Here is a 21,419-nt window from a genome sequence, read left to right as displayed (position 1 = left end):
CATGAATACGCAGACAGCATTCACCCGACGGGCACGCGCATTCACCCTGGCGTTGATGGCGCTGGGCACGGCCTCGGTCGCCATGGCGCAGGCCGGCAGCAGTACCGGCTCCAGCACGGGCGTGACCAATATGAATGCGCCCCGAAGTGCGGCGGCGATGCCCGCAGCAACAGCTCAGGCAGCAGTGACGCAGAGTCCGGCTCCCGGCAATGCTTCCCTGACACCGCCCGCAAGCAATCGGGTGGGCGACGCCACCAGCTATCTGCTGGCATTGCAGGCCAGCGGCCAGTACGCATCGCGCAATGCCTATCCCGTGACAAGCGATGTGGCGCAGCGCAGCTATCAGCGCTATCTGGAGAGCTTTACCCACAAGATTCCGGAAAGCACGGAAACACAGGTGAGCAGTAAAACGGGCGGCAGCCGTTAGGCGGCCACAGAGGTTTTTTGCATGCAGTCATTTGCAACAGGCCTTGGCCGTGCTCGCATGCGTTGCCAATCGGGTTCAGTGGCGATGCTTGGGGCACTGTGGTTGATGATTGCCTTGATCTGCCTGGCAACCATCGATATCGGCAATGTGCTCTGGCAAAGGCGCGAGTTGCAGAAGATCGCGGATTTGGCAGCGCTGGCGGGGGCCAGTGGTGCTCTGGATCAGACCTCTTGTCGCACCAATGCAGAGAGAAATTTGCTGCTCAACGGTAGCGTGGTCTCCGAGCTTGTGACTGCGCAGGCTGGGCGTTGGGACAAAAGCACCAACCCCTTCTTTAGCAGCGTCAGCAAGGCCAGCGACATCAATGCATGCAGGGTGACTTTCCGCAGGACTGTGCCGTACTTGTTTGTCTTTGCGGCCGGAGCCGAAAGAGGACGCCAGATATCGGCCCAGGCAACAGCAATGCAGTCGGCCAGGATCGCCAGACTATCCGTGCGTTCGACCCTGTTGGCACTGGATACGGAAAAGTCTGCCCTCCTGGACGCCGTGGTGGGCGGATTGCTTGGAGGCAAGATCAATCTTGGCGTTGCCGGATGGCAGGGCATTGCCAATTCGAATATCAGCTTGTTGAGTTTTTTTGATGCCCTGGCAATCAGGGCTGGTTTGAATGTCGGTGATTACGACCAGGTGGTAAAGACCAAGGTCACGCTGGACAAGGTCATGCTGGCAATGCTGGATGCCTTGCCACAGCAAGGCAGTCTGGCGGCTGTCAATGCGCTCAATGCATTGGCGCTGGGGGTCGGCAATATACAGATTGCGCTGCAGGATATTCTCAAGCTGGGCACGGGCCTCGGATCGGATGCGCTGAGAACGGACGTGAATGTTCTGGACTTGGTGACCACGGTTGCGCAACTCGCCAACAGCCAGAATGCGGCCAAGGTGGGCGTCAATCTCAACCTTGGTCTGGTGGAGGTGGGTTTGAATCTGAAGGTGATCGAACCACCGCAAAGCGCAATAGGTGATCCGGTAAGAGACAGGATCGAAGCCAAGACATCCCAGATCGATCTGGTGACCGGGCTGAAGCTGAATCTGGCGCTGGTTGCTGCCAGTCTGTCTCTCGATGTGAAGTTGGCGCAAGGCAGTGCCTTGCTGACGGAGCATACGTGCTCGCCTCAGCAAAGCATGACCGTGAATGGTGTGACGGGAGTCGGAACGGTTGCGTTGAAAGGCGCGGTCGACATTCTTCCGCTGCCTCTGGTTCCCAAATTGACGATACCTGTAGAGATAAAAATACCGCTGGTTTCCAAGGCCCAGAGGTTGGACTATCAGAACCCTCCGAATCTGAGTGAGCCTCCCAAATGGGCAACCATATATCAGAGCAACTTGGTTGAGAGCTTGATCAAGTCCCTGACCGATCAGCTGGGCTTGCTTGGCGCTTTGTTGGCCGTGGTTCTTACCCCTCTGACTTTGGTGCTGGATGCAGTGTTGAATCTGGTGTTGAATCTGCTGGGATTGAATCTGGCCCAGACAGATATCGGTGCTCAGCTCAATTGCATTGGGCGCCATGTGGTGCTGGTGGAATGATGGCAGACAACAGGTGCTGAAGGCTGTGGCTGGTAGTCGCCAGGCGGATACTGGTGCGGCTGCCGCTCAGCTCCAGCAACTGGCAATGGATGGTGTTGTGAACGCCCCAACCCACCCACACCGTCCCCACAGGCTTTTCGACAGAGCCTCCGCTCGGGCCGGCAACCCCCGTCACGGCAATGCTGACCTGGGCGCGTGAGTGACGGAGGGCGCCCTCGGCCATGGCGCGCACGACTTCCTCGCTGACGGCACCGTGCTTTGCGATCAGCTCGGCAGGCACGCCCAGCATCTCTGTCTTGGCCTCGTTGGAGTAGGTCACGAAACCACGCTCGAACCACTGGCTGGAGCCCGCGAGATCGGTGCAGGCAGCGGCAATCATGCCGCCGGTGCAGCTTTCGGCGGTGGCCAGCATCCAGCCTTTTTCGGTCAGTCTGGCCGCCAGCTGCTGAACCAGTTCTTCGATATTGGCTTCTTGTTTGCTCATCGTCTCCTCCATGGCTTGCGCAGTCAGAAGAAATGCCGCCAGAGGGCCACGACCAGCAGGGTGCAGAAAGCGGCAACCAGGTCATCCCACATGATTCCCCAGCCGCCGCGCGGGCCGAAGCCTTTGAACAGGCGGTCGGCCCATTTGACGGGCTGGGGCTTGACGGCATCAAAAAATCGGAACAGCGCAAAGCAGATGAGCTGGCCCCAGAAGCCCATGGGCATGCACAGCCACAGAACAATCCACATGGCGACCACTTCGTCCCAGACGATATGGCCGGGGTCGGCCACGCGCATATGCTTTGCGGTGACGGTGCAGGCCCACCAGCCTACGGGAATGCTGGCGGCAATCAGCCAGCCGATCTGTGCCGGGCTCAGCCACAGTGCCAGCACCAGATAGGCCAGCCAGGCCCACAGGCTGCCCACCGTGCCGGGGGCGACGCGTGGGAGGCCGGAGCCAAAGCCCAGCGCAATCAGATGGGCCGGATGCTGCAGCATGAACTTCACGCTGGGGTGGGCGATTCCCGCCGCACTCATGCCGGGGCGTGCTTTGTTATTGATAGCTGCTTGCGCACTATCCACATGCGCTGCAGCGCTATCTGGTAGATCATCCGTCATGGCGTGATGATACGCGCTGCCTTATTGCAGACCGGTGATGGGCTGGTTTTCGGGGAAGCGGATCTGGTGCGTGGCCTGGAACTGTGCCGTGCTGCGGGCGGCCAGATTCTGCTCCCAGGCAACCATGCCGTTTTGCGCATTCCAGCTGGTGGTGGCGGGCTGCGGGCTGTACTGTGACTGCACCTTGATCTGCTCATTGCGCGAAACAGGGGCCGAGTCCAGCACCTGCAGCGCAATGGGCTGGTTGTGGCGGTTTTCCACGGCATAGTTGCGCACGATGCTGCGCTCGGTCTTGCTGCTGGCCCAACCACCGCTGCCGGTGTGGCTTTGCGCAGGCAGGCGGCGTATCACCACGTTGTCATCGCGACCAAAAGACAGTCCCTGTGCCAGCGCCTGGGCATTGCCGAAGTCCAGCCTGCCATTGCCAACCAGCGCGTCGTCGCGCAGCAGCGCCACCGGGCCTGCCGGCCAGATGCCTGGCGGAGCCTGCAGCGTGGCAATCAGATAGGCAGCCTCTTCCATGGCCGGCGCGGTGCGGGTCAGCAAGCTGGTCGCCAGATTTTCCTGACCTAGCGTCAGCGTGATCCGCTCGGCGCTGGAGGGCACGCTGATCTTGTACGGCACGATGAATTGCGTGCTGTAGGCCGTGTTGATGCTGGAGACATCGAGCACCGGCAAGTCCGGGGCTGCGGCCACTTCGCGCATGGTGCCGGCACTGCTGCGCGCCATCATGGCGACAGGGGCTGGTGCCGGAGCGGCGGGGGGCATCGGCTGGGCGATATCCACCGTCCAGGGGCGTGGCATGACACCCTGGGTGCTGCGGCCGGGCTGGCCGGTGGACAGGCGCAGGCGCACATTGCTCCAGTCCTCGCCACTGGCCTGCACGACCAGGGCCTGGCGCTCCAGCTGCACCTGCTGCTTGGTGGTGTTCAACTGCGCGCGGTAGCTGGGCTGCCAGCTGGGGCCACGCACCTGATAGCTCAGGCGCACATTGGCCGCGCGTGCGCTGGCCAGCTGCACGCTGACTTTCATGACCTGAGACTGCTCGGAGCCCGTGCGGTCGCGCTCCTGGCGCAGGGGCTGCAGCTGTGCCAGCAGGTCCTGCTTCTGACGCTGAATCTGGTGGGCACGCAGGCTGTTGTCGCGGCTGGTCTGGCGCAGGACCTGGCTGGTGCCGGCGATCTGAGCGGGGCTGATCCTGGCTTCGTCGCCAGGCTTGCTCATGCCCTGCAGAAAGTCGCCCACCAGCCTGGCGGCTCCTTCTTCGGCCTCGATGCTCGCAAGCTGATCCTCAAGGCTGCGAATCTGCTGATCCAGCGGGCTGTTGCATTCCTTGGCAGCCATCTGCCTGGACTGCATCAGGGTCTTGATCTCACCCACGCGCACGCCTTCGTCGCTGCTGATCTGCAGGCTTTGCGTATCCACACTGGCGGGCAGGCATTCAAAGCTGAGCAGGCGGGTCTGGGCTTCGATGCGTGCCTCGCGCTGTACGGCGGCGATGCCGGGATAGAGCGTGACTTCGGTGATAGGCGCGCGATTGCCCGAGACACTGAGGCTGCTGGCGTCGGCCAGGGCGAGCCCGGGCAGAGCAGCTGCGACACAGACCATGGACACAGGCAGAAGACGGCTTGAACGCATTGGCAGCTCTTGTGGGCAGTGAACAGAGCTTGAGCTTACCCCAGGCGGTTTCCTATCCCTTTCCTGGCGCCTCTTGCGTCCGGACCGCGTTTCTTGCGTTCATCCGCCGAAGTGGTCGAAGGACTTCCAGCGGTTTTGCAGCAGGGCGCCGTCCGCACCGATCACGCGCAGACCCGGCTCGGCATCGATGCGGCCTATGCGATGCACCGGCGTGCCGCTGGCAGCGCCTGCTGCCAGCACGTCGGCATGCCGGGCTGCGGTGGCAGTAAAGCACAGCTCGTAGTCATCGCCGCCGGCCAGCGTGCATTGCTGCTGCAGTTTTGAATCTAGTTGCCATATGGCGCTTTGAGGATAAGTGCTTGCAGCTATCAAAGGAGTAGTGCGTCGGCTGTCTACCGTGGCGCCAACCTGGGACAGTTCCAGGATATGGCCGAGATCGCCGAGCAGACCGTCGCTGACATCCAGCGCACTGCTGGCAAGGCCGCGCAGCGCAAGGCCCAGCGCCACGCGCGGCGTCGGTGCTTCCAGCCGCTGGCGGGCCTGCTGCAGCAGCTCGGCAGGCAAGGACACATGGCCCAGCATGGCCTCCAGTGCCAGGCGCGCGTCGCCCAGAGTGCCGCTGACCCAGATCTCATCGCCGGCCCTGGCGCCGCTGCGCAGCAAGGCCTGGCCGGCAGGGACTTCGCCGAACACGGTAATGCAGATATTGAGCGGGCCGCCCGTGGTGTCCCCGCCGATGAGTTCGCAGTCATGGGCATCGGCCAGGGTCAGCAGCCCGGCTGCAAACTCGCTGATCCAGGCTTCGTCGGCGCGGGGCAGGGAGAGGGCCAGCGTGAACGCCAGAGGCCGGGCGCCGCTGGCGGCCAGATCGCTGAGGTTGACGGCCAGAGCCTTGTGACCGAGCAGGCGCGGGTTCACATCGGCAAAGAAGTGGCGGCCCTCGACCAGCATGTCGCTGGAGATGGCCAGCTGCATGCCAGGGGCCGGGGCCAGCAGCGCGCAATCGTCGCCCACGCCCAGGGCTGCGCGACGCACGGGGCGCTGGAAATAGCGGCGGATCAGATCGAATTCACCCATGAGGTCTCCGGCCGCCCGCAATGCTGCGGCCTGGTGGGCCGCCGGACGGCGGCGGTTAAAGGTCAAGGCCAGAAAAAGCTCAGCGGCCTGCGCCAGAAGCGCTGGCGTATGGCCTTGTAGATGCGCGAGCGGTCCACACCGCTGACGTTGTGGGCACGCAGGGCGACACGGAAAGCCAGATAAAAGCTCACTCCCACATTCAGCGCCGCGTTGAAGGGCAGCATGGCCACGGCCCACCACAGCAGGTTGTCATGCAGCACCTCCCGGCCCAGCGATGCCACGGCCACGCCGATCTGCCCGGTGGACAAGGTGACGTGGCGCACTTCCAGGCCCAGACCGAAGAAGGCTGCAAATGCGGGCACCAGGCCCAGCATGAAGCCCAGCGAGATATTCGAGGCCAGGCTGGAGACGTTCTTGCGCAAGAAGCGCGCCCAGCGATCGGCGCGAGCCGTGCCCAGAAAGCGGGTGATGCCCGGGTTGTAGCGAATCACCGAATCGATATTGCGCAGCACGAACCAGTTTTCCGCACCGCCCGCAATCAGGCTGCTGACAAACAGCAGCACGCCGGTGAAGGCGGCGAAAAGCACGGATGGCCCCAGCAGACTCAGCGAATCCAGCACCTGGCGCGCATGCGGGGTGCTGAGTGCCTGGTGACCGACAAGGTAGGCATAGCCCAGCGACAGCAGCAGCGCCCCCGGGAAGACGATGAGCACGTTGCCCAGGATGGCGGCCACCTGGGAGCGCACCAGATGGGCGACTTCATCGACGAATTCCTGGATGGAGCCATCGCTTTGAATGTCCTTGAGCTTGGCCGCCATGGCCGGTGCCGTCATGGCCGGCTGCTTGGTGGCCACCGTGAAGTGCAGCATCTGGATCAGCACAAAGCTGATGGCGTAGTTCAGGCCCGCTGCCAGTCCGGACCAGAAGACGGACAGGCCCAGTGCGTACAGCGCAAACTTGGCCAGCGTGGTGAAGGCCATCACCAGGCCGCCGCCCGCAGCCTTGGCCACCATCTTGCGGTATTCGCTGCCGTCACGCGTGATGTAGTGCTCGCCGGTTTCGGCGCTGCGCTCGGCCACCTTGGCGGCCAGCAGGGAGGAATTGGTGGACATCAGTGCGCGCACGCTGCGCCGCTCTATGCCCACGGCCACCAGGTTGGAGAGCAGCTCGGACGTCTCGTAGGCACGGTCTTCGGCCAGCAGGCAATCGAGCAGGCGGCGAATGCGCAGAATGCGCGCACGCACCTGGCGCAGTCGGAAGATCAAGCCGACGGAAATGCCTTCGGCCTCGACATAGGAGTACACCGACGACACGGCAGTGCGGCAGGCCTCGAGCCGCTCGCGCAACTGCGCTGCAGCGGCGTCGCGCCTGTCGGTGGTGCGCAGCGGCAGCATGACTTCCACGCGTAGGTTTTCCACATCGTGGATCAGCGCATGAAACGGCTTGTCCTCGCGCGCCTGCTCGCTCATGCGCAGACGCAACTCGGGAGCAAACCCGGTGGAGAGAATCTGGCCCGCGCAATAGGTGATGGCATCCAGCAGGTTGCGCTCCCAGAAGCTCACGCCTTCTTCGAGCTGTTGCGGGGTCAGCAAGGTGGTGATGCGGGCCATGAGTTGGCTGTCCAGCGCATGCAGCCAGCGGGCGTCGAAACGGTCCGGAAAGACCAGCATGAACAGCTCGGAGGCGTCCTCGGTCTCGGGCGTGCTGGGCAGCAGCTTGTAGCGCAGGCGCTCGGCGACCTCGCTGGCCATGGCCGTGCGCGGGGCGAAGCCGAAATCGGCCAGCAAAGCGGTGATATCCACGGTCTCCATCAGCGTCTGGCTCCAGCGGCGCAGGCGGGACAGAGCCTCGGGGTCGGCCTCGAAGGCCTCCACGACCTGTTTCACACGCTGCACGGCGCCCTCGACTGAGGGCTGGGCCGCGCGAATCCACTCGGCCAGATGGATCAGCCACAGATGGCGTTGTGCAAGGCCGGCATCGGGGTCCAGTGTGGCCATCAGGCCGGGCAGATCAAGAGTGCTTTTCTTCATGCAAATGTGGGGCAGGCCTCAGTGCAGAATGCGTTTTTCCGGCATGGGCATGGGGTCGCCGGACCCGTTCATCTGCAATACGAAAAGCGGAACTTCGCATTCGAAGGTCTCGCCCTCGTGATTCACGCAGAGATAGCTTCCCCGCATGGTGCCCGTGGGCGTGCGCAGCTGGCAGCCGCTGCTGTACTCGAAGGATTCACCGGGCTGCAACAGCGGCTGTCGGCCCACCACGCCCAGGCCCCTGACCTCTTCGACATGGCCCAGCTCGTTGGTGATGATCCAGTGCCGCGCAATCAGCTGCGCCGGCACCTCACCCGTGTTGGTGACGGTAATGGTGTAGGAAAACACATAGACGCCGGCGGCCGGGGCGGATTGCTCGGGCAGGTAGGCGGGCTGGACTTGGACCAGAAACTCATTCATCGGCATGAGCTAATGGTAACTGCGACAATTGGCATCCATGAGCCCCACCTACCGTATTGCCCCCTCTATCCTGTCAGCCGACTTCGCCCGTCTGGGTGAAGAAGTGCGTAATGTCATTGCGGCCGGCGCCGACTGGATCCACTTTGACGTGATGGACAATCATTACGTGCCCAACCTGACCTTCGGCCCCATGATCTGTGAGGCCTTGAAGCCCCACGCGGTCACGCCCGATGGCAAGCCCGTGCCCATCGACGTGCATCTGATGGTGCAGCCCGTGGACGATCTCGCCACGGCCTTTGCCAAGGCAGGTGCGGACTACATCAGCTTTCACCCCGACGCGTCCCAGCATGTGCACCGCAGCATCCAGAACATCAAAAGCCATGGCTGCAAGGCCGGTCTGGTGTTCAATCCCGCCGCGTCGCTGGACGTGCTGGACTGGGTGATCGAAGACATCGACCTGATTCTCTTGATGAGCGTGAACCCCGGCTTCGGCGGCCAGAGCTTCATCGACAGCACGCTGCGCAAGGTGGAAGCCGCTCGCAAGCGTATTGAAGCCAGCGGCAAGGATATCCGCCTGGAAGTGGATGGCGGCATCAAGGAAGCCAATATCCGCGCCGTGGCCGACGCCGGTGCCGACACCTTTGTGGCCGGCAGCGCCATCTTCGGAAAGCCGGATTACAAGGCTGTCATCGACACCATGCGCAAGAACCTGGCCTGACTTCCGCGGCCCCAGCCCGAAGGGCAGCGCCCTCGCAGTGGCGTGGCAATGCCGCCGGTATCCCGTTCGCAGTCCCGGCTTGTCGAGGGCAGTGTATGGATGAGCGTGGCTTTGAGGGGCTGGGCATGAGTGCTTTAGTGTTTTTGGCTGCAAGCCCAATATTGAAAATCGGGAGCAGCGATTGAATCGAGAGTTGTATGAAGCTGAATCTGCCTGCTCCTGTCACCGCCCTGGTGGGGCAACTGAATAACGTTGAATATAAAATCTCCCGGCTCAGAGTCAAGGTGGAGTGCTTTTGATATCACTCCGTTGGTGATAGCTGGAAAATTTCGCAATTCACGTCCTGCCATGTGAAGAATGGCAGGAATAAATTTGAAAAATCCAATGGCCGGGGCTGAAGCCACGCTAAAAAGTGGAACGGGTCGCTAGACTGCACTGGTTCCTAGACATCGCTCTTCAAGCCGCCTTTCGAAAAGGGAAAAGTTGCAAGTTTCCTTATTTTTCCGAGCGGCTCAAATGTTCCTCTGTCAATGGGATGGAATGCTGGTTATGTTAGCCGGACATACTTTGGAGGAGCCCTCACACCTCCGGACCTGCTGCGCCAGCACACGCATTTTTGATGCCTGCATCTCGCACAGAACAAGGCTGATAGTCTCGAAAATTGTTGATTCCCGGCAGCGCTAACGATTCCATGGTCGGGGCTGGAAGTGTTCAGAATCTTCGTTGGTGTGAGTGCTGTGCGGATGAAGAGTCAGACGCGTATGGTTTCACAAGCTGGAAAATTGTTCATCGGATTTCCCAGGTTCGTGTCTGTCATATTCATGGCGATCCTTTGCTTTCGATGTGCAGGGTCTGTGGTACGGCAATAGGGTGAGTACACCTTTTCCGTCTTCCCGGTGACGCACGTCCGGAGTCCAACAGTTCTGATTTTTGTGGTGAAGATATCGTTGTGCGAGATGCATATCGAGCGCTCATTCAGAATATCGCAACAGCGTTTGAGACACAGGGAAATAATTTTCGGCAAATTTTATGGAGCAGTCAGGCATCAATGTTTATCTCGGGATTTTCGTCTTGGATGAGTGCTCAGAAGGGTTGCTGAATTTTCTGTGCCGCGAAAGAGAGCTTTCATCATCAAAGCAGATATGAAATTGAATAGATATGCCCTTGACAGCTAGGGAAACATTTTCGGAAGCGATGATCGATATCTTTTCGTAAGAATTTCTCTGCATCACGCAATGCGAGTTCTCTACCCGGAAATCTTCGTTGGGAAAAGATCGTCCGAGGTGATGCCAGGCGGCCATTCCAGTACCTTGGATTCTGCGTCTGTTGTTAAGCAGCATGCATTTAATCTATGGCTTGGAGGTCGAATTAAAGATGTATTGATCAAACCTTTGGGTATTAAAACGGCAGCTGCTGCACAGGTCTTGCGTAATCTACAGCCCACCTGGCATGGTATCAATTTCTCAATTCTATGAAGTCGGAGTTGGGTGAGGATGCGGTGAGAGCGTTGCTTCCAAAATACCGGTGTGTGAAAATATCGTTCTTTTGCCGGTTTAAATCGTAAACTGGATAGCACCAGGATTTCCTGGAGAATTTTGAGCCGTTGGGTGGATTGCGCGCTCATCCTCATCATTGCCTTTGAGTGTTGCAACGAGCAGCCCCCCGCTGTGCACCGAACTACCGCCTTCCGCGAGAGGTTCGATGCGCCATAGAGTGGTCACCCAGGTCGTGGCCACCTCATATAGGCCCATTCATTCGTCTGCGCATTTCGCCGTGCCGCTCGTCAGCCAATGACATTTGGCAGCCTTTGGGGGGCGGCTCTACCCCCCTATTTTCCTGATCGCGATTACTGCCTCCCGGAGTCCCGTCGCGCGTAATCGTCTGGTTAGTAGGCTATTGCGGCTTCGTCTGCGACTCCGAGCGAGTAAATGACCCGATCATCGGGCATTTTTAGTCCAATTCTTATATACCTTGTCTGAGCTATTGGTAAAAATACCATCTAAATATTGCATCGCAAAGCGTTGTGTCCCGATGGTTGTCTGGATTTATGGACCCTAAAGCGTGTTTTAGCACGCGGTGCCTATATAGATCGATTAACGCATGAGCGCCGCATATTTTCATTAAAAAGTTATGCAGATCATATTTGAAGATAAATACCATATTGCAGCGGCATTGATCACTGCGATCGGAATGTTGCTTGTTTCGCCGATCGTCAGGGCGAACATGCAGGTTTATCCGATGGCGGCGTCGATCGGGGTTGACAAGAAGCAGACTGCGGAGCTGCGAATCTATTCGAAATCTGACACGACGCAATACGTGAAAGTGATCGCGAAGCGCGTGATCGACCCGGCGACGGACCACGAGCGCGAGGAGGTCGGCATGAACTCCGGCAACGACGCGATCGTGATCTCGCCGGCGAAGTTCGCATTGCCGGCCGGTGGTACGCGGCTTGTGCGAGTGATTCCGCTGGGCGCGCCGCAGAAGGAGTTGCTGTATCGCGTCTACCTGCAGCCAGCGGCAGCGCCATCCGATGACGAGTCCGCAGCGAAGGACGATGTGTCCGGCAAGGTCAACTTCAGTCTCGTGTGGGCACCGCTCATTCGTGTGTTGCCCAAGACGCCTGTGCCCGATTTCGATGTGGCTAACGGCATTCTGACCAACACCGGCAACGTCCGGATCGGGTTGATTGACGCCGATGTGTGCCAGAGCGACCGAAAAGAAGCGTCATGCCAGCAAGTGAGATTTGAACGCAGCGTCTATCCAGACCAGCAGTTCAGGATGGACGGACTGAATTCCGCACCTTATGTGCGAATCCGATATCGAGTGGAGGGAGTGGCGGGTGTACAGCAGAAGGTTGTGCGTACGCATTCCGTCGACACGATGAACGCGCCGAGCGCGAACAACGAAACCCAAACGGGTCACACCAATGTTTCAACCAACCAGAAGGATTAACCAATGCTGAAATACGCTTCGATCACTGCCGCAACAGCTGCTGCCGCCCTGATGTCGATGTCGGCCCACGCCGTTCAAAAGGACATCACCGTCACTGCCAACATCGACACGACGCTCGAAATGCTGTCGGCGGACGGCTCGGCATTGCCGGCGACCATGCAGATGCAATATCTGCCGGGTACGGGTCTCCAGGCCGCTGTAGTCAACGCGAAGATCTTCACGAACGACAAGGCGAAGGATCTGCAGATCCGTCTCGCGGCCGAGCCGTCGCTGAAGAACCAGACAAGCCCCGGCGCAAAGGAAATTCCGCTGACGGTTTCGCTGGGCGACACGGCGCTGAGCACGACGGCGGTGACGCTGAAGACTGCGGAACTTTTCCCCGGTGAACTGGCGCAGGGCTCGAATGTGCTGCCGCTGTCCATCAGCCAGAAGGCTGCCGAAGCCGTCACAGCGTCCGGCAGCTATCAGGGCCTCGTCAGCGTGATCCTCACGCAGAGCGCGGCGTCGGCACCCTAAGTCTCTTCGCAGCATCAACGGGCGCGTCTGAGCTGCGCGCCCTGTTTCTCGACGGGCGCGTCTGAGCGACGCGCCCTTTTTTTGTCTTTTGAAACAATTTCCTGCTTCCGCATGGTTCCATTCGACCTCAAGAAAACCGTTGTCGCATGCCTGAGCGCTTTATGTGCGTTGGGCCTCGCGTCCTCCGTATATGCCGTTTCAGCTGTGCCGCCGGGTTTCGAGGACATCATGACGGGGCATGACGAGCGAATCAACGTCAATTTTCTCGGCAAGCCGCTTGGCTTGTTTCACGTCTTCGTGACGCCGGACACCGTGCGGTTCGAGCAACCCGGACTCTTATTGCAGGCGCTCGGCTCGCAGATCGATCCGGCGGTGGACGTATCGCTGATCGGCGATGCGTTGTCGATGGAGATGGCGCGCAACGGCAGCCGCGCTTGCGCAGGGCAGGCGGGCGTGAACGGCTGCGGGTATGTCGACACGGATAGCGCGGCCGTGATTTACGACGAAAGCGACGGAAACATCGAGTTGTTCCTGTCGCGCGACTGGGTGAGCACTGAAGAGCGCGACCAGCGCTTTCGCGAGCCTTCGCCGATGACGGAGAACGCGCTGATCCATCAGCAGACGATCAACCTGTCGGGCGGGCGTGGCTACAACAGCCTGTCCGTGTCCGGCACGGGGGCGCTTGGCCTCACGCCGGCGAGCTTCGTCGGAGGAAACTGGAGCTTTACCCATTCGGATTATTCGAGAGGATCGGACCGCCAGATCCTGCTTCGGGATCTCTACTATCGCCACGATCTTGGAACAGAGCACTACGCGCAGGCCGGCCGCATGGACAACCGTAATCTGGCGAGTGCGCTCGGCGGCAACTTCGGGTTCACCATGCTGCCGGTCGGCACGCTCGACGGCGTGCGCGTCGGTACGACGCTGGCCTATGTGAATCCGGAGGTTGCACAGCAGGGCACGCCGGTCACGCTGCTGCTGCCGCGCGACTCGCGCATCGATGCATACCGCGGGCAGGAGCTGCTCGGGACGGTCTATATGAAGGCCGGCGTCAATGCGCTCGATACGTCGCGTTTTCCGGATGGTACGTACCCGCTGACGCTGCGCGTGTTCGAGAATGGCGTGCAGGCGCGCACGCAGACGACCCCCTTCACAAAGACAGGCGGCGGTGTCAATTCGCGCACGCGGCAATGGTTTGCACAGGCCGGCCGCACGTCCGGCCGGGATGTGTCGGACAGCATGGCCACGGCTGCCGGCGTGCGGATTCCGCTATTGCGCGGGATGGCGCTGACGAGCGGCATCGCGAGCGTCGGCCGACACGTCTACAACGAAACGGCGCTGGAGTGGCGTCATGCATTTCCCCAGGGAGTGCTCTCAGCCGGTGGTTCGTTCTTCGCCGGGAACGACGGGTCGCGTGGCAACACGCAACAGATATCGTTCGTCGACGGCGTGTCATGGAGCGTTTATCGCTACCAGATGCGCGGCGCTGCGTGCAGCGGCCAGTCGGCATCGTATCGCGACATCGGTTGCTACGACATGTTGAACGCGAACGTGTCCTTGCCCCTCGGAAATTGGTCGGCGATGCTCGGCTACACATACAACAAAAGCGCGGGGCAATCGCCTTACCGCCTGGCCGACATGTCGGATCGCCCGTGGGCGACACCTGTTGCCCATCAGGGGAACCAGGTGTCGCGTGCGCTTCAGGTCGCGCTGTCGCGATCCCTGACATGGCGCAAGATCAGCGCAAACCTGCGGATTGGCGCGTACGCGAACCGCAACGCGGGCGCCCGCAACGACTATGGCGGCTACGTCGGCGTGACGCTGTCGATGGCCGAGCCCGCGATGCAGGCGCAGCGTGCGTCCGCCTATACCTCGGCGGGCGTCGACGTTCGCACGGATCGCAACAGCACGAAGACGCATTACACGCTAGACCGGAACTGGAACTGGCAGGGCGATACCTACCGGGAGCTCGCGCTCGGCCTGTCGGGTGACGGCGTCGACAACCTGACGGGCACCGTGCAGGGCCGCTGGAAGGGGCGCTACGGCGATTTCGCCGGGGCGGTTGCGAACAGCTACAGCCGCGACAGCGGCGGCAACAATCCGTCAGTGACGGCGAGCTATTCGTCGTCGTTCGCGGTGGCGCGGCAGGGCGTATTTCTCGGCGCATCCGCGTCGCAGTCGGATCCGCTGGCGGGCTTTGCCGTACGGGTCGCCAGGCACGACGATGCGAGCGGCATGGCGGCCGAGGTGCATAGCGATTCGAGCGCGCGGATCAAAGTGGGTTTCGGGCAACGCGCGCTGCTGCCGGTGTCGGCCTTCACGCCGGTGACTACCGAAGTGAGCGACGCGGGCGCGCAGGCGGCCGCAGGCTTAACGAGCGTGACCGAGGGGCTCGGCAAGCGCACGCTGTTCATGGTACCCGGACAGCTCGCGCTGCGCGACGTCAATGCAAAGGTGACATACACCTATGTTGGCCAGGCCTTCTCGAAGGGCGGCGCGCCGCTGTCGGACGGCGTGATTCTCAATGGTGCGATGCCTCTCATCGACAGCCAGGGTGGCTTCATTGCCGAAATGGATCAGAAGCAAAGCGAACTGTTCGTCGTCGACGGTTCGACGCTGATGCGCTGCCCGCTGCAGGTCAAGCGCCAGCAGGACGTGCTGATGATGGTGGGCGAGGTGCGCTGCGAAGTGGCCGGGCCGGACGTGTTGCCCGAGTCGCTGCGCAAGCAGGCTCGCGTGCGCAAGCTGCTGGAGCGTCGTTACGTGATGGCGATGCAGGCGCGGACCACGGATGTGACCAATTCTTCGCAATGACGCGCACGACGTGCGCCAGAAGGCACAGCATGTTGTTGCGTGCGACGCCGAAAAAACAAGGAAACAGCCATTCATATGCATCAGATCAATCGAACCCGTTGCCGGGCAATCGTCCTCGCGGTCGCGATGGGCGTGCTCTCGCTCGATGCATCGGCGGTCATGGAACAGCCGGCGGGGCGCGACGATACGACGCAGGCCATTCGCGATCGTGGTACGCCAGTGGGCGATGTCGTGATCTTCGACAAGGCATCGGGCGGCTACGATACGAGCGAGTTCAACAAATGGGGACGAAATTCCTGGACTTGCCAATCGTCGACCGATACGGCGAACGGCGCATGCCCGACCGAACCGGTATGGTCGAAGTCGGGCACGTCGACCGACATCAAGCTTTCGTTCAAGGAAGAGAATACCGGGGCGACGGCCGTACTGACTCTTGAAGGCGCAAACGCTTACCAACGTCACCGGGATTGCAGCGGCGGTGTCGTTTCCGGGGTCGTGTCGATTGCCCGAAAACCGATGGAAATGGCGCAGAGCGCCACCGTCGCCGGTTGCGACTCCATCGGCTGGGACGGGCGTGTACTCTTTGTGAAGATTCCCTCCGCAGAGCTGAAGAAGCTCCCATCCGGCGGAACCTGGAAAGCGAACCTGTGGTTGAACCTGAGGAAGTGGGCTGATTCCGGCGCGAACCCGACGCTGGGCATCTTCAAGGCGGCGATCACGCTGGATACCACTGACAAGAACAACATTCAGGTCTATCTGCCGGGTTTCACGAGCGCCATACCCACCGTCGACCTCGGGCTGCGCAAGCTGCCGAACGGCAGTCGGATGTCGGGCATGTCGAACGTCGACATGTGCCTGTACGACGGCTACAACTCGCAGAGTACCTGGTTCGACGTGTCGGCGAGCGATGGTCTTACGGTCGACCGCCGCGACAAAGGCCTGTATTCCGTGTTGCTCGACAAGGACAAGAGCGGTGCCTACGAATCGCGTGTCGACTACACCGCGAGCCTGACCTACGCAGGCAAGAAGATCGCGCTGCCGAACAACGAGACGGTGCGGCTTCAGGGTGTGAACAACAGCGGCGGCCGATCAGTCACGCTGCCGGGGATTTCGGTGCCGGTCGTCTGCACGCCGACGCCGTTGACGCTGGAGACGCCCGAATTCCAGTCGGTCTGGAAGCGTCCGGGCAAGTACAGCCACAAGCTGACGATCACGTTTACGCCGTCGTCCGCCAGTCTCTAGCACATTCGGCGCTCTTGAAGCGGGTGCCGAACGCCTTTATCCCAAACGAATCGATCATGGAAGCAAGGTCCTCCGCACATCGCCCGGTGTGGCGCATGCTTCGCCACGTGTTGGCGACGATGCTGCTGACCGTCTCGGTCGGTGCGGGCGCAGCGACCGGCTGCTGGAAGCCGCCCTTCACAGACGAAGAGCTTCGGTGGATCGGTGACCACCCGGTCGTCCATATCGCGGTCGAGGCGAACTGGCATCCGATCGAATACATGCGCAACGGCGGGCATGCAGGGCTCGTCGCCGGCTACCTGAACGCGATCTCGAAGATGACCGGCCTTGAGTTCCGTACGGTGCCGGGCACTGAATGGGGGCATGCATACGAGGCACTCGCGGCCGGCAAGGTTGATCTGCTCCCAGGTGTCTGGCGCGAGCTGATTCCGGACCGCGTCGGCTCCGATGCGCTGGTCAGTGCGCCGTATCTGGTCGGGCGGCTGACCGTCGTGACGCGCAACAACTCGGCGATGATTTTCGGGCTGCAACGGCTGATGGGCCGGCGCATCGCGATCAAGGGGCGTGGTGCGGTCGAATACTTCGTTCACCACAGCGCGGTGCCGCTCCACGTACTGACCTTCGACACCGAAGAACTCGCGTTAGCCGCAGTCGCCAACGGCGAAGCCGATGCCGCGCTCGGCATTGACGTCACGATCCTGCCTATCATGCGCCGACGATACACCGGTCAGCTCTATATGTCCGGCATGCTGGCCGACCGCCCGGTGTCGCTTGCGATGCTCTCGCGCGTCGACCTGCCGATCCTCGCATCGATCATCGACAAGTCGCTCGCAGCCATTCCTGTCAGCGAGACGGCCAGAATCACGCGAGACTCGATTGAGCTGGGCGACTACGGCAAGCCGACGATTCGCTCGATCGTGCATTACCGTGCGCCGGCAGTGCTGGCGATCATCCTGACCTTGCTGACGTTTGGGGTGCTCGCCTACCTGATGTGGAGATCCCGTGCGGCTGCCATCCGCAGCAAACGCGACAAGGCGAAGTTCCTCGCGTTCGTCAGTCACGAGATCCGCACTCCGATGCAGACGGTCCTGTCTTCGCTCGAATTCCTGCAGCGTTCGCAGCTTTCCGTGCAGCAGGCAGGCCGCGTGGACGCGGCTGCATCGGCATCGGAAACGCTGCTGACACTGCTCGACGACATCTTGGACTACTCGCGCCTCGAATCGCGCAAGGTCACGCTGTCGCCGCAAACGGTCGAGCTCGACGCCTGGGCCCGCAAGACCGTCGACATGGTGCGCTGGCGTGCGGACCGAAAGGCTCTTGCGTTGAAGCTCGATGTGTCGGGGCCGTCATCGATGCTGGTGTCGATTGATCCTGTGCGCGTGCGCCAGATCGTGCTGAATCTGCTCGTCAACGCAATCAATTTCACTTCTGTCGGTGCCGTTACGCTGCAAGTGGGATATCTGCCTGCCCGTCACAGCCGCAACGGTACGTTGTACCTCGAAGTGCGCGACACCGGAACCGGCATCGCCCCTGATCGCTTGGGCCACGTTTTCGAAACCTACTGGCAGGCCAATCGCGCGCCGCAATCAGGCAACGGGGGCAGTGGACTCGGGCTCGCGATCTGTCGGGAGCTCGTCGAGTTGATGCGCGGCTCGATCTCGGTAGAAAGCACACCGCATGTCGAAACGGTATTCACGGTGCAATTGCCGGTTCCTGCAGCGGAGGGCATTCCCCCGGCGCGATCGGCCAGTGCAGTGCTGGCACAGGGCGATACAACGGCCGAGCCGTTGCATCGCGGCACAGCGTACGTCCTGATCGTCGATGATCACGAGGCAGTGCGTGTCGCGCTGCAGGATCAGTGCGAGGCGCTCGGCTGCGTTGGCATCGCGGCCGGTTCAGGAGAGGAAGCGCTGCGGCACCTTGCAGGGGGCCGGATTGACATGGTGCTGCTCGATTGCAATCTGCCCGACATCGACGGCTATGCTCTCGCGCGGATGATCCGTCAGGAGGAAGCCGCGCGAAAGGCCTTGCGCGTTCCGATCATCGCGATCTCGGCGGAATCCTGTGATACCCACAGGATGCATTGTCTGGCAAGCGGGATGGACGGTGTGCTGGGCAAGCCGCTGCGGCTCGAAACACTTCGGCAGGCGATCGCGCGGTGGTGCTCCAGCGATGTGGATAACACACTGGTGGTGTCGACCCTGCCATAAGCGCGTGACCGGCAGCCGGGTTTCCAGCCATGCGGGACGTCTACGTATCGGGGCCGCCCGACTCGCACCCGGCGGCACCCTGCCCGGCCATATCGGCGCGATGCAGGCGTAGCAGCTCGTCACCGAGCGCATGGATGCTTGATGGCATGCTGCCGGATGCGAACTGTAACCGGCGCTCGAGTTCGGCTGCCAGCTCGCTTGTCGCCGCATGGCCGGCAACGGCGGCTGCACCCTTGATGCGGTGCGACGCATGAAGTGCACGATCCGCATCGCCATTCGACAACGCACTGCCGAGCTCAGCCAGATCGGTGTCGACGCTTTGCCTATAGATCTCCCGGAAATCGGTTTTCGCCGATTGCGAGCCTTCCTCCGTCGGCACGCTCCTGTTCATGACGCCATTCGGGCACCACAGGTCGATCATCTGACGCAGTGCTTCGAGCCGCAGCGGCTTGCCCAGCACGCCGTCCATGCCACTGTCGAAGCACCGTTCGCGATGTGTATCTCCGGTCGACGCTGAAATCGCGATGATGGGCGTGCGCGTGCGCTGTTGCAGGCGTTCGTCATCGCGCATGCGTTGCACGACCGTATAGCCGTCGATGTCGGGCAGGTCGCAGTCGAGCAGTACCATATCAAACGCTGTGCGGGCAAACTGCGCGAGCGCCTGCTCGCCAGTGTCTGCAACGGCCGAGCGGCACGCGAGCGCGTCGAGCTGATGCTGGATTGCGTGTTGAACCGCCTCGTGGTCGTCGACGACCAGGATCATCGGGCCATTGCGGGTCGGTGGCGGCGTGTCGACGTCCTCTGTCGCCTCGCGCGCATCTGCTGTGCCGGCCATTGGCGCGTGCGCGCTGCGTTGCACTGGCAGGATCACTGTGAAGATGGTCCCCAGATCAGGACTGCTGCTGACAGTAATCACACCCTTCATCAGGCCGACCAGTTCGCGGCAGATCGACAGCCCCAGCCCGCTGCCGCCGACGCGACGGTTACCCGATTGCTCGACTCGTCGGTAGGGCTCGAAGATTGCTCGCTGATGCTGGGGCGGAATGCCGATTCCGGTGTCGCGGACCTCGATCACAAGCGAGCCGGTACGGTCCTGTTTGCCTTCGAGATAGTCGACGCGCAGCGCAATCGATCCGGTGGATGTGAACTTGATCGCGTTGACGAGCAGATTCAGCACGATCTGCCGGGTGCGCACAGGGTCGATCAGTATGCACAGTCCGGGAGGACACGCGAGTTCGAGCGCGAGGCCCAGCTTCTTCTCATCGACCCGCCAGCGCACCATGTCTGCGCTACGCTGCACCCAGGGTTGGACGTACGTGGGCTCCGGTACGAGCGTCACGTTCCGAGATTCGAGGCGCGAGTAGTCGAGGATGTCGTCGAGCAGTGTCAGCAGCGACTCTGACGCAGCCAGTGCCGCGTCCGCGCGACCGGCCTGCTTCGGCGGCAGCTTCGCGCGTTGCAGCAATTCCAGCGAAGACAGGATCGTGTGCATCGGCGTGCGGATCTCATGGCTGATGAACGCGAGGAACATCGCCTTGTCGCGCTCGCTGCGTACTGCCGCGACACGCGAGCGCCAGGAAACGAGTGCGATTGCCGCCAACGCGAGCAGACCGCTCCCGACCGCCGCGACCTGCCAGCGCCGGTAGTAAAGGATCGAGTGCAGTGACGGCTTACCGTAGTCGGCCGACTCGATCCATTGACGTGCAATGAGCTCGGCGTCGCGCGCCGGAATTGCCGCGAGCGACTTGTCGAGAATCGACGCGAGTACCGGCATGTCGTGGCGCGTCGCGATCGCGAGTGCATATGGACTGTCCGGCAGGCCGCCCGACACGAACAGCTTGTTGCGGAATTGCCGCTGCAGCAGCGGCAGGATCGACATGTCGGGGCCGATGGCAACGTCCGCGTCTCCGTCGGAGACGGCCGCCAGCGCGTCACGTTCGTTGTCGTAGACCAACAGGCTCATGGGGATGTCACCTTGCCGGATCGCGGCTTCGAGTGCCCCCCCACCCTTGATCGCGACACGCTGGCCAGCGAGATTGCGGAAGTCGACGAACAGATTCAGGCGTTCGGACGCAACGACGAAAACCGTTCCGACGAAATAGGGGCGGCCGACGATGATGTTGCTGCGGAGCGATGTGGTGTCGCCACGCGCCGCTGCGCCGGAGGCAGCGCCAGGCTTGGGCGTCTTCAGGGCATCGGATGAGCTGCGCCACGTCACATCGGGAATGATGTCGATCCGGCCGGCGCGCAATGCGTCCGCCGAGTCGCGCCACTGGACATCTTCGACATACTCGAAGCGCAACCCGCTGATCCGCGCGATGGCATCGAGATATGACGGCACCACGCCGACGACCTTGCCGTTTTCGCGGAATTCGAACGGACGCCAGTTCAAATCGGCGCGGGTGCGCACTACGGGGTGCGCGACGATCCAGGCCCGCTCCTCCGCCGTAAACTGCGGCGCGCCAGCCGCCCTTCCTGGTATCGGCATCAACCCGATCATGATGCCGATGAGAGCGGCGCGACCCTTCAGACTCCCCATGCTCACGTCCTTCTTCGCGTTATTGGCTGGGGCGTGACCGAGTCGGCCACGTTGTCGCCGGCGGCGGTGCCGATCCGGCATCTTTGCACCCCTTTAAGGCAGTATCGCCCGCGCTGAAGGCGCCTAACGTCGAGAGACGAGCCAGCCTTTA

Annotated in this window: 16 protein-coding genes; 9 read left to right on the top strand and 7 right to left on the bottom strand. The window is 61.6% G+C overall.

Annotated features, from left to right (window positions below; genetic code table 11):
• Nucleotide 1 precedes the first annotated feature (1 nt).
• Both E2583_RS00165 and E2583_RS00160 read left to right on the top strand, forming a co-directional pair.
• Nucleotides 2–427 carry a DUF3613 domain-containing protein gene (locus E2583_RS00165; RefSeq protein ID WP_291592038.1) on the top strand — a complete coding sequence of 142 codons (426 nt, stop codon included), beginning with the start codon at nucleotides 2–4 and terminating at the stop codon, nucleotides 425–427.
• Nucleotides 428–448: 21 nt separating this feature from the next.
• The gene (locus E2583_RS00160) at nucleotides 449–2,011 is read left to right on the top strand and encodes a pilus assembly protein TadG-related protein (RefSeq protein WP_291592036.1); all 1,563 of its coding nucleotides are present in this window, start codon (nucleotides 449–451) and stop codon (nucleotides 2,009–2,011) included.
• Here E2583_RS00160 and E2583_RS00155 read toward each other — a convergent pair.
• The 6 genes from E2583_RS00155 to apaG all read right to left on the bottom strand — a co-directional run bounded on the left by E2583_RS00155 (nucleotide 1,974) and on the right by apaG (nucleotide 8,283).
• Entirely contained in the window at nucleotides 1,974–2,495 is a 522-nt protein-coding gene (locus tag E2583_RS00155; protein ID WP_291592033.1) for a CinA family protein, read from the bottom strand. The two genes, E2583_RS00160 and E2583_RS00155, sit on opposite strands and share 38 nt — an antisense overlap.
• Nucleotides 2,496–2,518: 23 nt before the next feature.
• Nucleotides 2,519–3,112 (bottom strand): phosphatidylglycerophosphatase A, encoded by a 594-nt coding sequence (locus E2583_RS00150; protein ID WP_291592031.1) that lies wholly within the window; start codon nucleotides 3,110–3,112, stop codon nucleotides 2,519–2,521.
• 21 nt (nucleotides 3,113–3,133) lie between these two features.
• On the bottom strand, nucleotides 3,134–4,750 hold the full coding sequence (locus tag E2583_RS00145; RefSeq protein ID WP_291592029.1) for a mucoidy inhibitor MuiA family protein: 1,617 nt from the start codon (nucleotides 4,748–4,750) through the stop codon (nucleotides 3,134–3,136).
• A 99-nt stretch (nucleotides 4,751–4,849) separates the two neighbouring features.
• The gene (thiL, locus tag E2583_RS00140) at nucleotides 4,850–5,827 is read right to left on the bottom strand and encodes a thiamine-phosphate kinase (protein WP_291592027.1); all 978 of its coding nucleotides are present in this window, start codon (nucleotides 5,825–5,827) and stop codon (nucleotides 4,850–4,852) included.
• Between the two features lie 62 nt (nucleotides 5,828–5,889).
• Complete coding sequence (locus E2583_RS00135) at nucleotides 5,890–7,857, bottom strand: site-specific recombinase (protein ID WP_291592025.1); 1,968 nt, start codon at nucleotides 7,855–7,857, stop codon at nucleotides 5,890–5,892.
• A gap of 18 nt (nucleotides 7,858–7,875) precedes the next feature.
• Entirely contained in the window at nucleotides 7,876–8,283 is a 408-nt protein-coding gene (gene apaG / locus E2583_RS00130; RefSeq protein WP_291592023.1) for a Co2+/Mg2+ efflux protein ApaG, read from the bottom strand.
• A gap of 31 nt (nucleotides 8,284–8,314) precedes the next feature.
• Here apaG and rpe point away from each other — a divergent pair, with 31 nt between their 5' ends.
• From rpe to E2583_RS00100, 7 genes are all read left to right on the top strand, one after another.
• On the top strand, nucleotides 8,315–8,995 hold the full coding sequence (gene rpe, locus E2583_RS00125) for a ribulose-phosphate 3-epimerase (RefSeq protein WP_291592021.1): 681 nt from the start codon (nucleotides 8,315–8,317) through the stop codon (nucleotides 8,993–8,995).
• A 691-nt stretch (nucleotides 8,996–9,686) separates the two neighbouring features.
• Nucleotides 9,687–9,869, top strand: a complete 183-nt coding sequence (locus E2583_RS24635) for a TniQ family protein (RefSeq protein ID WP_367158575.1) — start codon at nucleotides 9,687–9,689, stop codon at nucleotides 9,867–9,869.
• Nucleotides 9,870–11,125: 1,256 nt separating this feature from the next.
• Entirely contained in the window at nucleotides 11,126–11,947 is an 822-nt protein-coding gene (locus E2583_RS00120) for a fimbrial protein (protein ID WP_291592020.1), read from the top strand.
• A gap of 3 nt (nucleotides 11,948–11,950) precedes the next feature.
• Nucleotides 11,951–12,463: a cable pilus major pilin CblA gene (cblA, locus tag E2583_RS00115; RefSeq protein ID WP_291592018.1), complete on the top strand. Its 513-nt coding sequence runs from the start codon at nucleotides 11,951–11,953 to the stop codon at nucleotides 12,461–12,463.
• A 111-nt stretch (nucleotides 12,464–12,574) separates the two neighbouring features.
• Entirely contained in the window at nucleotides 12,575–15,277 is a 2,703-nt protein-coding gene (cblC, locus tag E2583_RS00110) for a cable pilus usher protein CblC (RefSeq protein WP_291592017.1), read from the top strand.
• A gap of 75 nt (nucleotides 15,278–15,352) precedes the next feature.
• Nucleotides 15,353–16,519: a CfaE/CblD family pilus tip adhesin gene (locus E2583_RS00105; protein WP_291592016.1), complete on the top strand. Its 1,167-nt coding sequence runs from the start codon at nucleotides 15,353–15,355 to the stop codon at nucleotides 16,517–16,519.
• A gap of 56 nt (nucleotides 16,520–16,575) precedes the next feature.
• The gene (locus E2583_RS00100) at nucleotides 16,576–18,729 is read left to right on the top strand and encodes an ATP-binding protein (protein WP_291592015.1); all 2,154 of its coding nucleotides are present in this window, start codon (nucleotides 16,576–16,578) and stop codon (nucleotides 18,727–18,729) included.
• A gap of 40 nt (nucleotides 18,730–18,769) precedes the next feature.
• Here the strand turns inward: E2583_RS00100 and E2583_RS00095 are convergent, their stop codons facing one another.
• Entirely contained in the window at nucleotides 18,770–21,268 is a 2,499-nt protein-coding gene (locus E2583_RS00095; RefSeq protein ID WP_291592014.1) for an ATP-binding protein, read from the bottom strand.
• Nucleotides 21,269–21,419: the final 151 nt, after the last annotated feature.

Source organism: Comamonas sp., assembly GCF_009360615.1.
In the GTDB taxonomy this organism is placed as follows: Bacteria; Pseudomonadota; Gammaproteobacteria; order Burkholderiales; family Burkholderiaceae_C; genus Comamonas.
This window is presented reverse-complemented; position numbering and strand designations above follow the sequence as displayed.

Excerpts from the sequence above, each read along its gene's own strand:
- apaG (WP_291592023.1), bottom strand. The coding sequence starts at position 8,283 with ATGCCGATGAATGAGTTTCTGGTCCAAGTCCAGCCCGCCTACCTGCCC.
- rpe (WP_291592021.1), top strand. The coding sequence starts at position 8,315 with ATGAGCCCCACCTACCGTATTGCCCCCTCTATCCTGTCAGCCGACTTC.
- E2583_RS00135 (WP_291592025.1), bottom strand. The coding sequence starts at position 7,857 with ATGAAGAAAAGCACTCTTGATCTGCCCGGCCTGATGGCCACACTGGAC.
- E2583_RS00100 (WP_291592015.1), top strand. The coding sequence starts at position 16,576 with ATGGAAGCAAGGTCCTCCGCACATCGCCCGGTGTGGCGCATGCTTCGC.
- thiL (WP_291592027.1), bottom strand. The coding sequence starts at position 5,827 with ATGGGTGAATTCGATCTGATCCGCCGCTATTTCCAGCGCCCCGTGCGT.
- E2583_RS00150 (WP_291592031.1), bottom strand. The coding sequence starts at position 3,112 with ATGACGGATGATCTACCAGATAGCGCTGCAGCGCATGTGGATAGTGCG.
- cblA (WP_291592018.1), top strand. The coding sequence starts at position 11,951 with ATGCTGAAATACGCTTCGATCACTGCCGCAACAGCTGCTGCCGCCCTG.
- E2583_RS24635 (WP_367158575.1), top strand. The coding sequence starts at position 9,687 with ATGGTCGGGGCTGGAAGTGTTCAGAATCTTCGTTGGTGTGAGTGCTGT.
- E2583_RS00155 (WP_291592033.1), bottom strand. The coding sequence starts at position 2,495 with ATGAGCAAACAAGAAGCCAATATCGAAGAACTGGTTCAGCAGCTGGCG.
- E2583_RS00095 (WP_291592014.1), bottom strand. The coding sequence starts at position 21,268 with ATGGGGAGTCTGAAGGGTCGCGCCGCTCTCATCGGCATCATGATCGGG.
- E2583_RS00105 (WP_291592016.1), top strand. The coding sequence starts at position 15,353 with ATGCATCAGATCAATCGAACCCGTTGCCGGGCAATCGTCCTCGCGGTC.
- E2583_RS00120 (WP_291592020.1), top strand. The coding sequence starts at position 11,126 with ATGCAGATCATATTTGAAGATAAATACCATATTGCAGCGGCATTGATC.
- E2583_RS00145 (WP_291592029.1), bottom strand. The coding sequence starts at position 4,750 with ATGCGTTCAAGCCGTCTTCTGCCTGTGTCCATGGTCTGTGTCGCAGCT.
- E2583_RS00160 (WP_291592036.1), top strand. The coding sequence starts at position 449 with ATGCAGTCATTTGCAACAGGCCTTGGCCGTGCTCGCATGCGTTGCCAA.
- E2583_RS00165 (WP_291592038.1), top strand. The coding sequence starts at position 2 with ATGAATACGCAGACAGCATTCACCCGACGGGCACGCGCATTCACCCTG.
- cblC (WP_291592017.1), top strand. The coding sequence starts at position 12,575 with ATGGTTCCATTCGACCTCAAGAAAACCGTTGTCGCATGCCTGAGCGCT.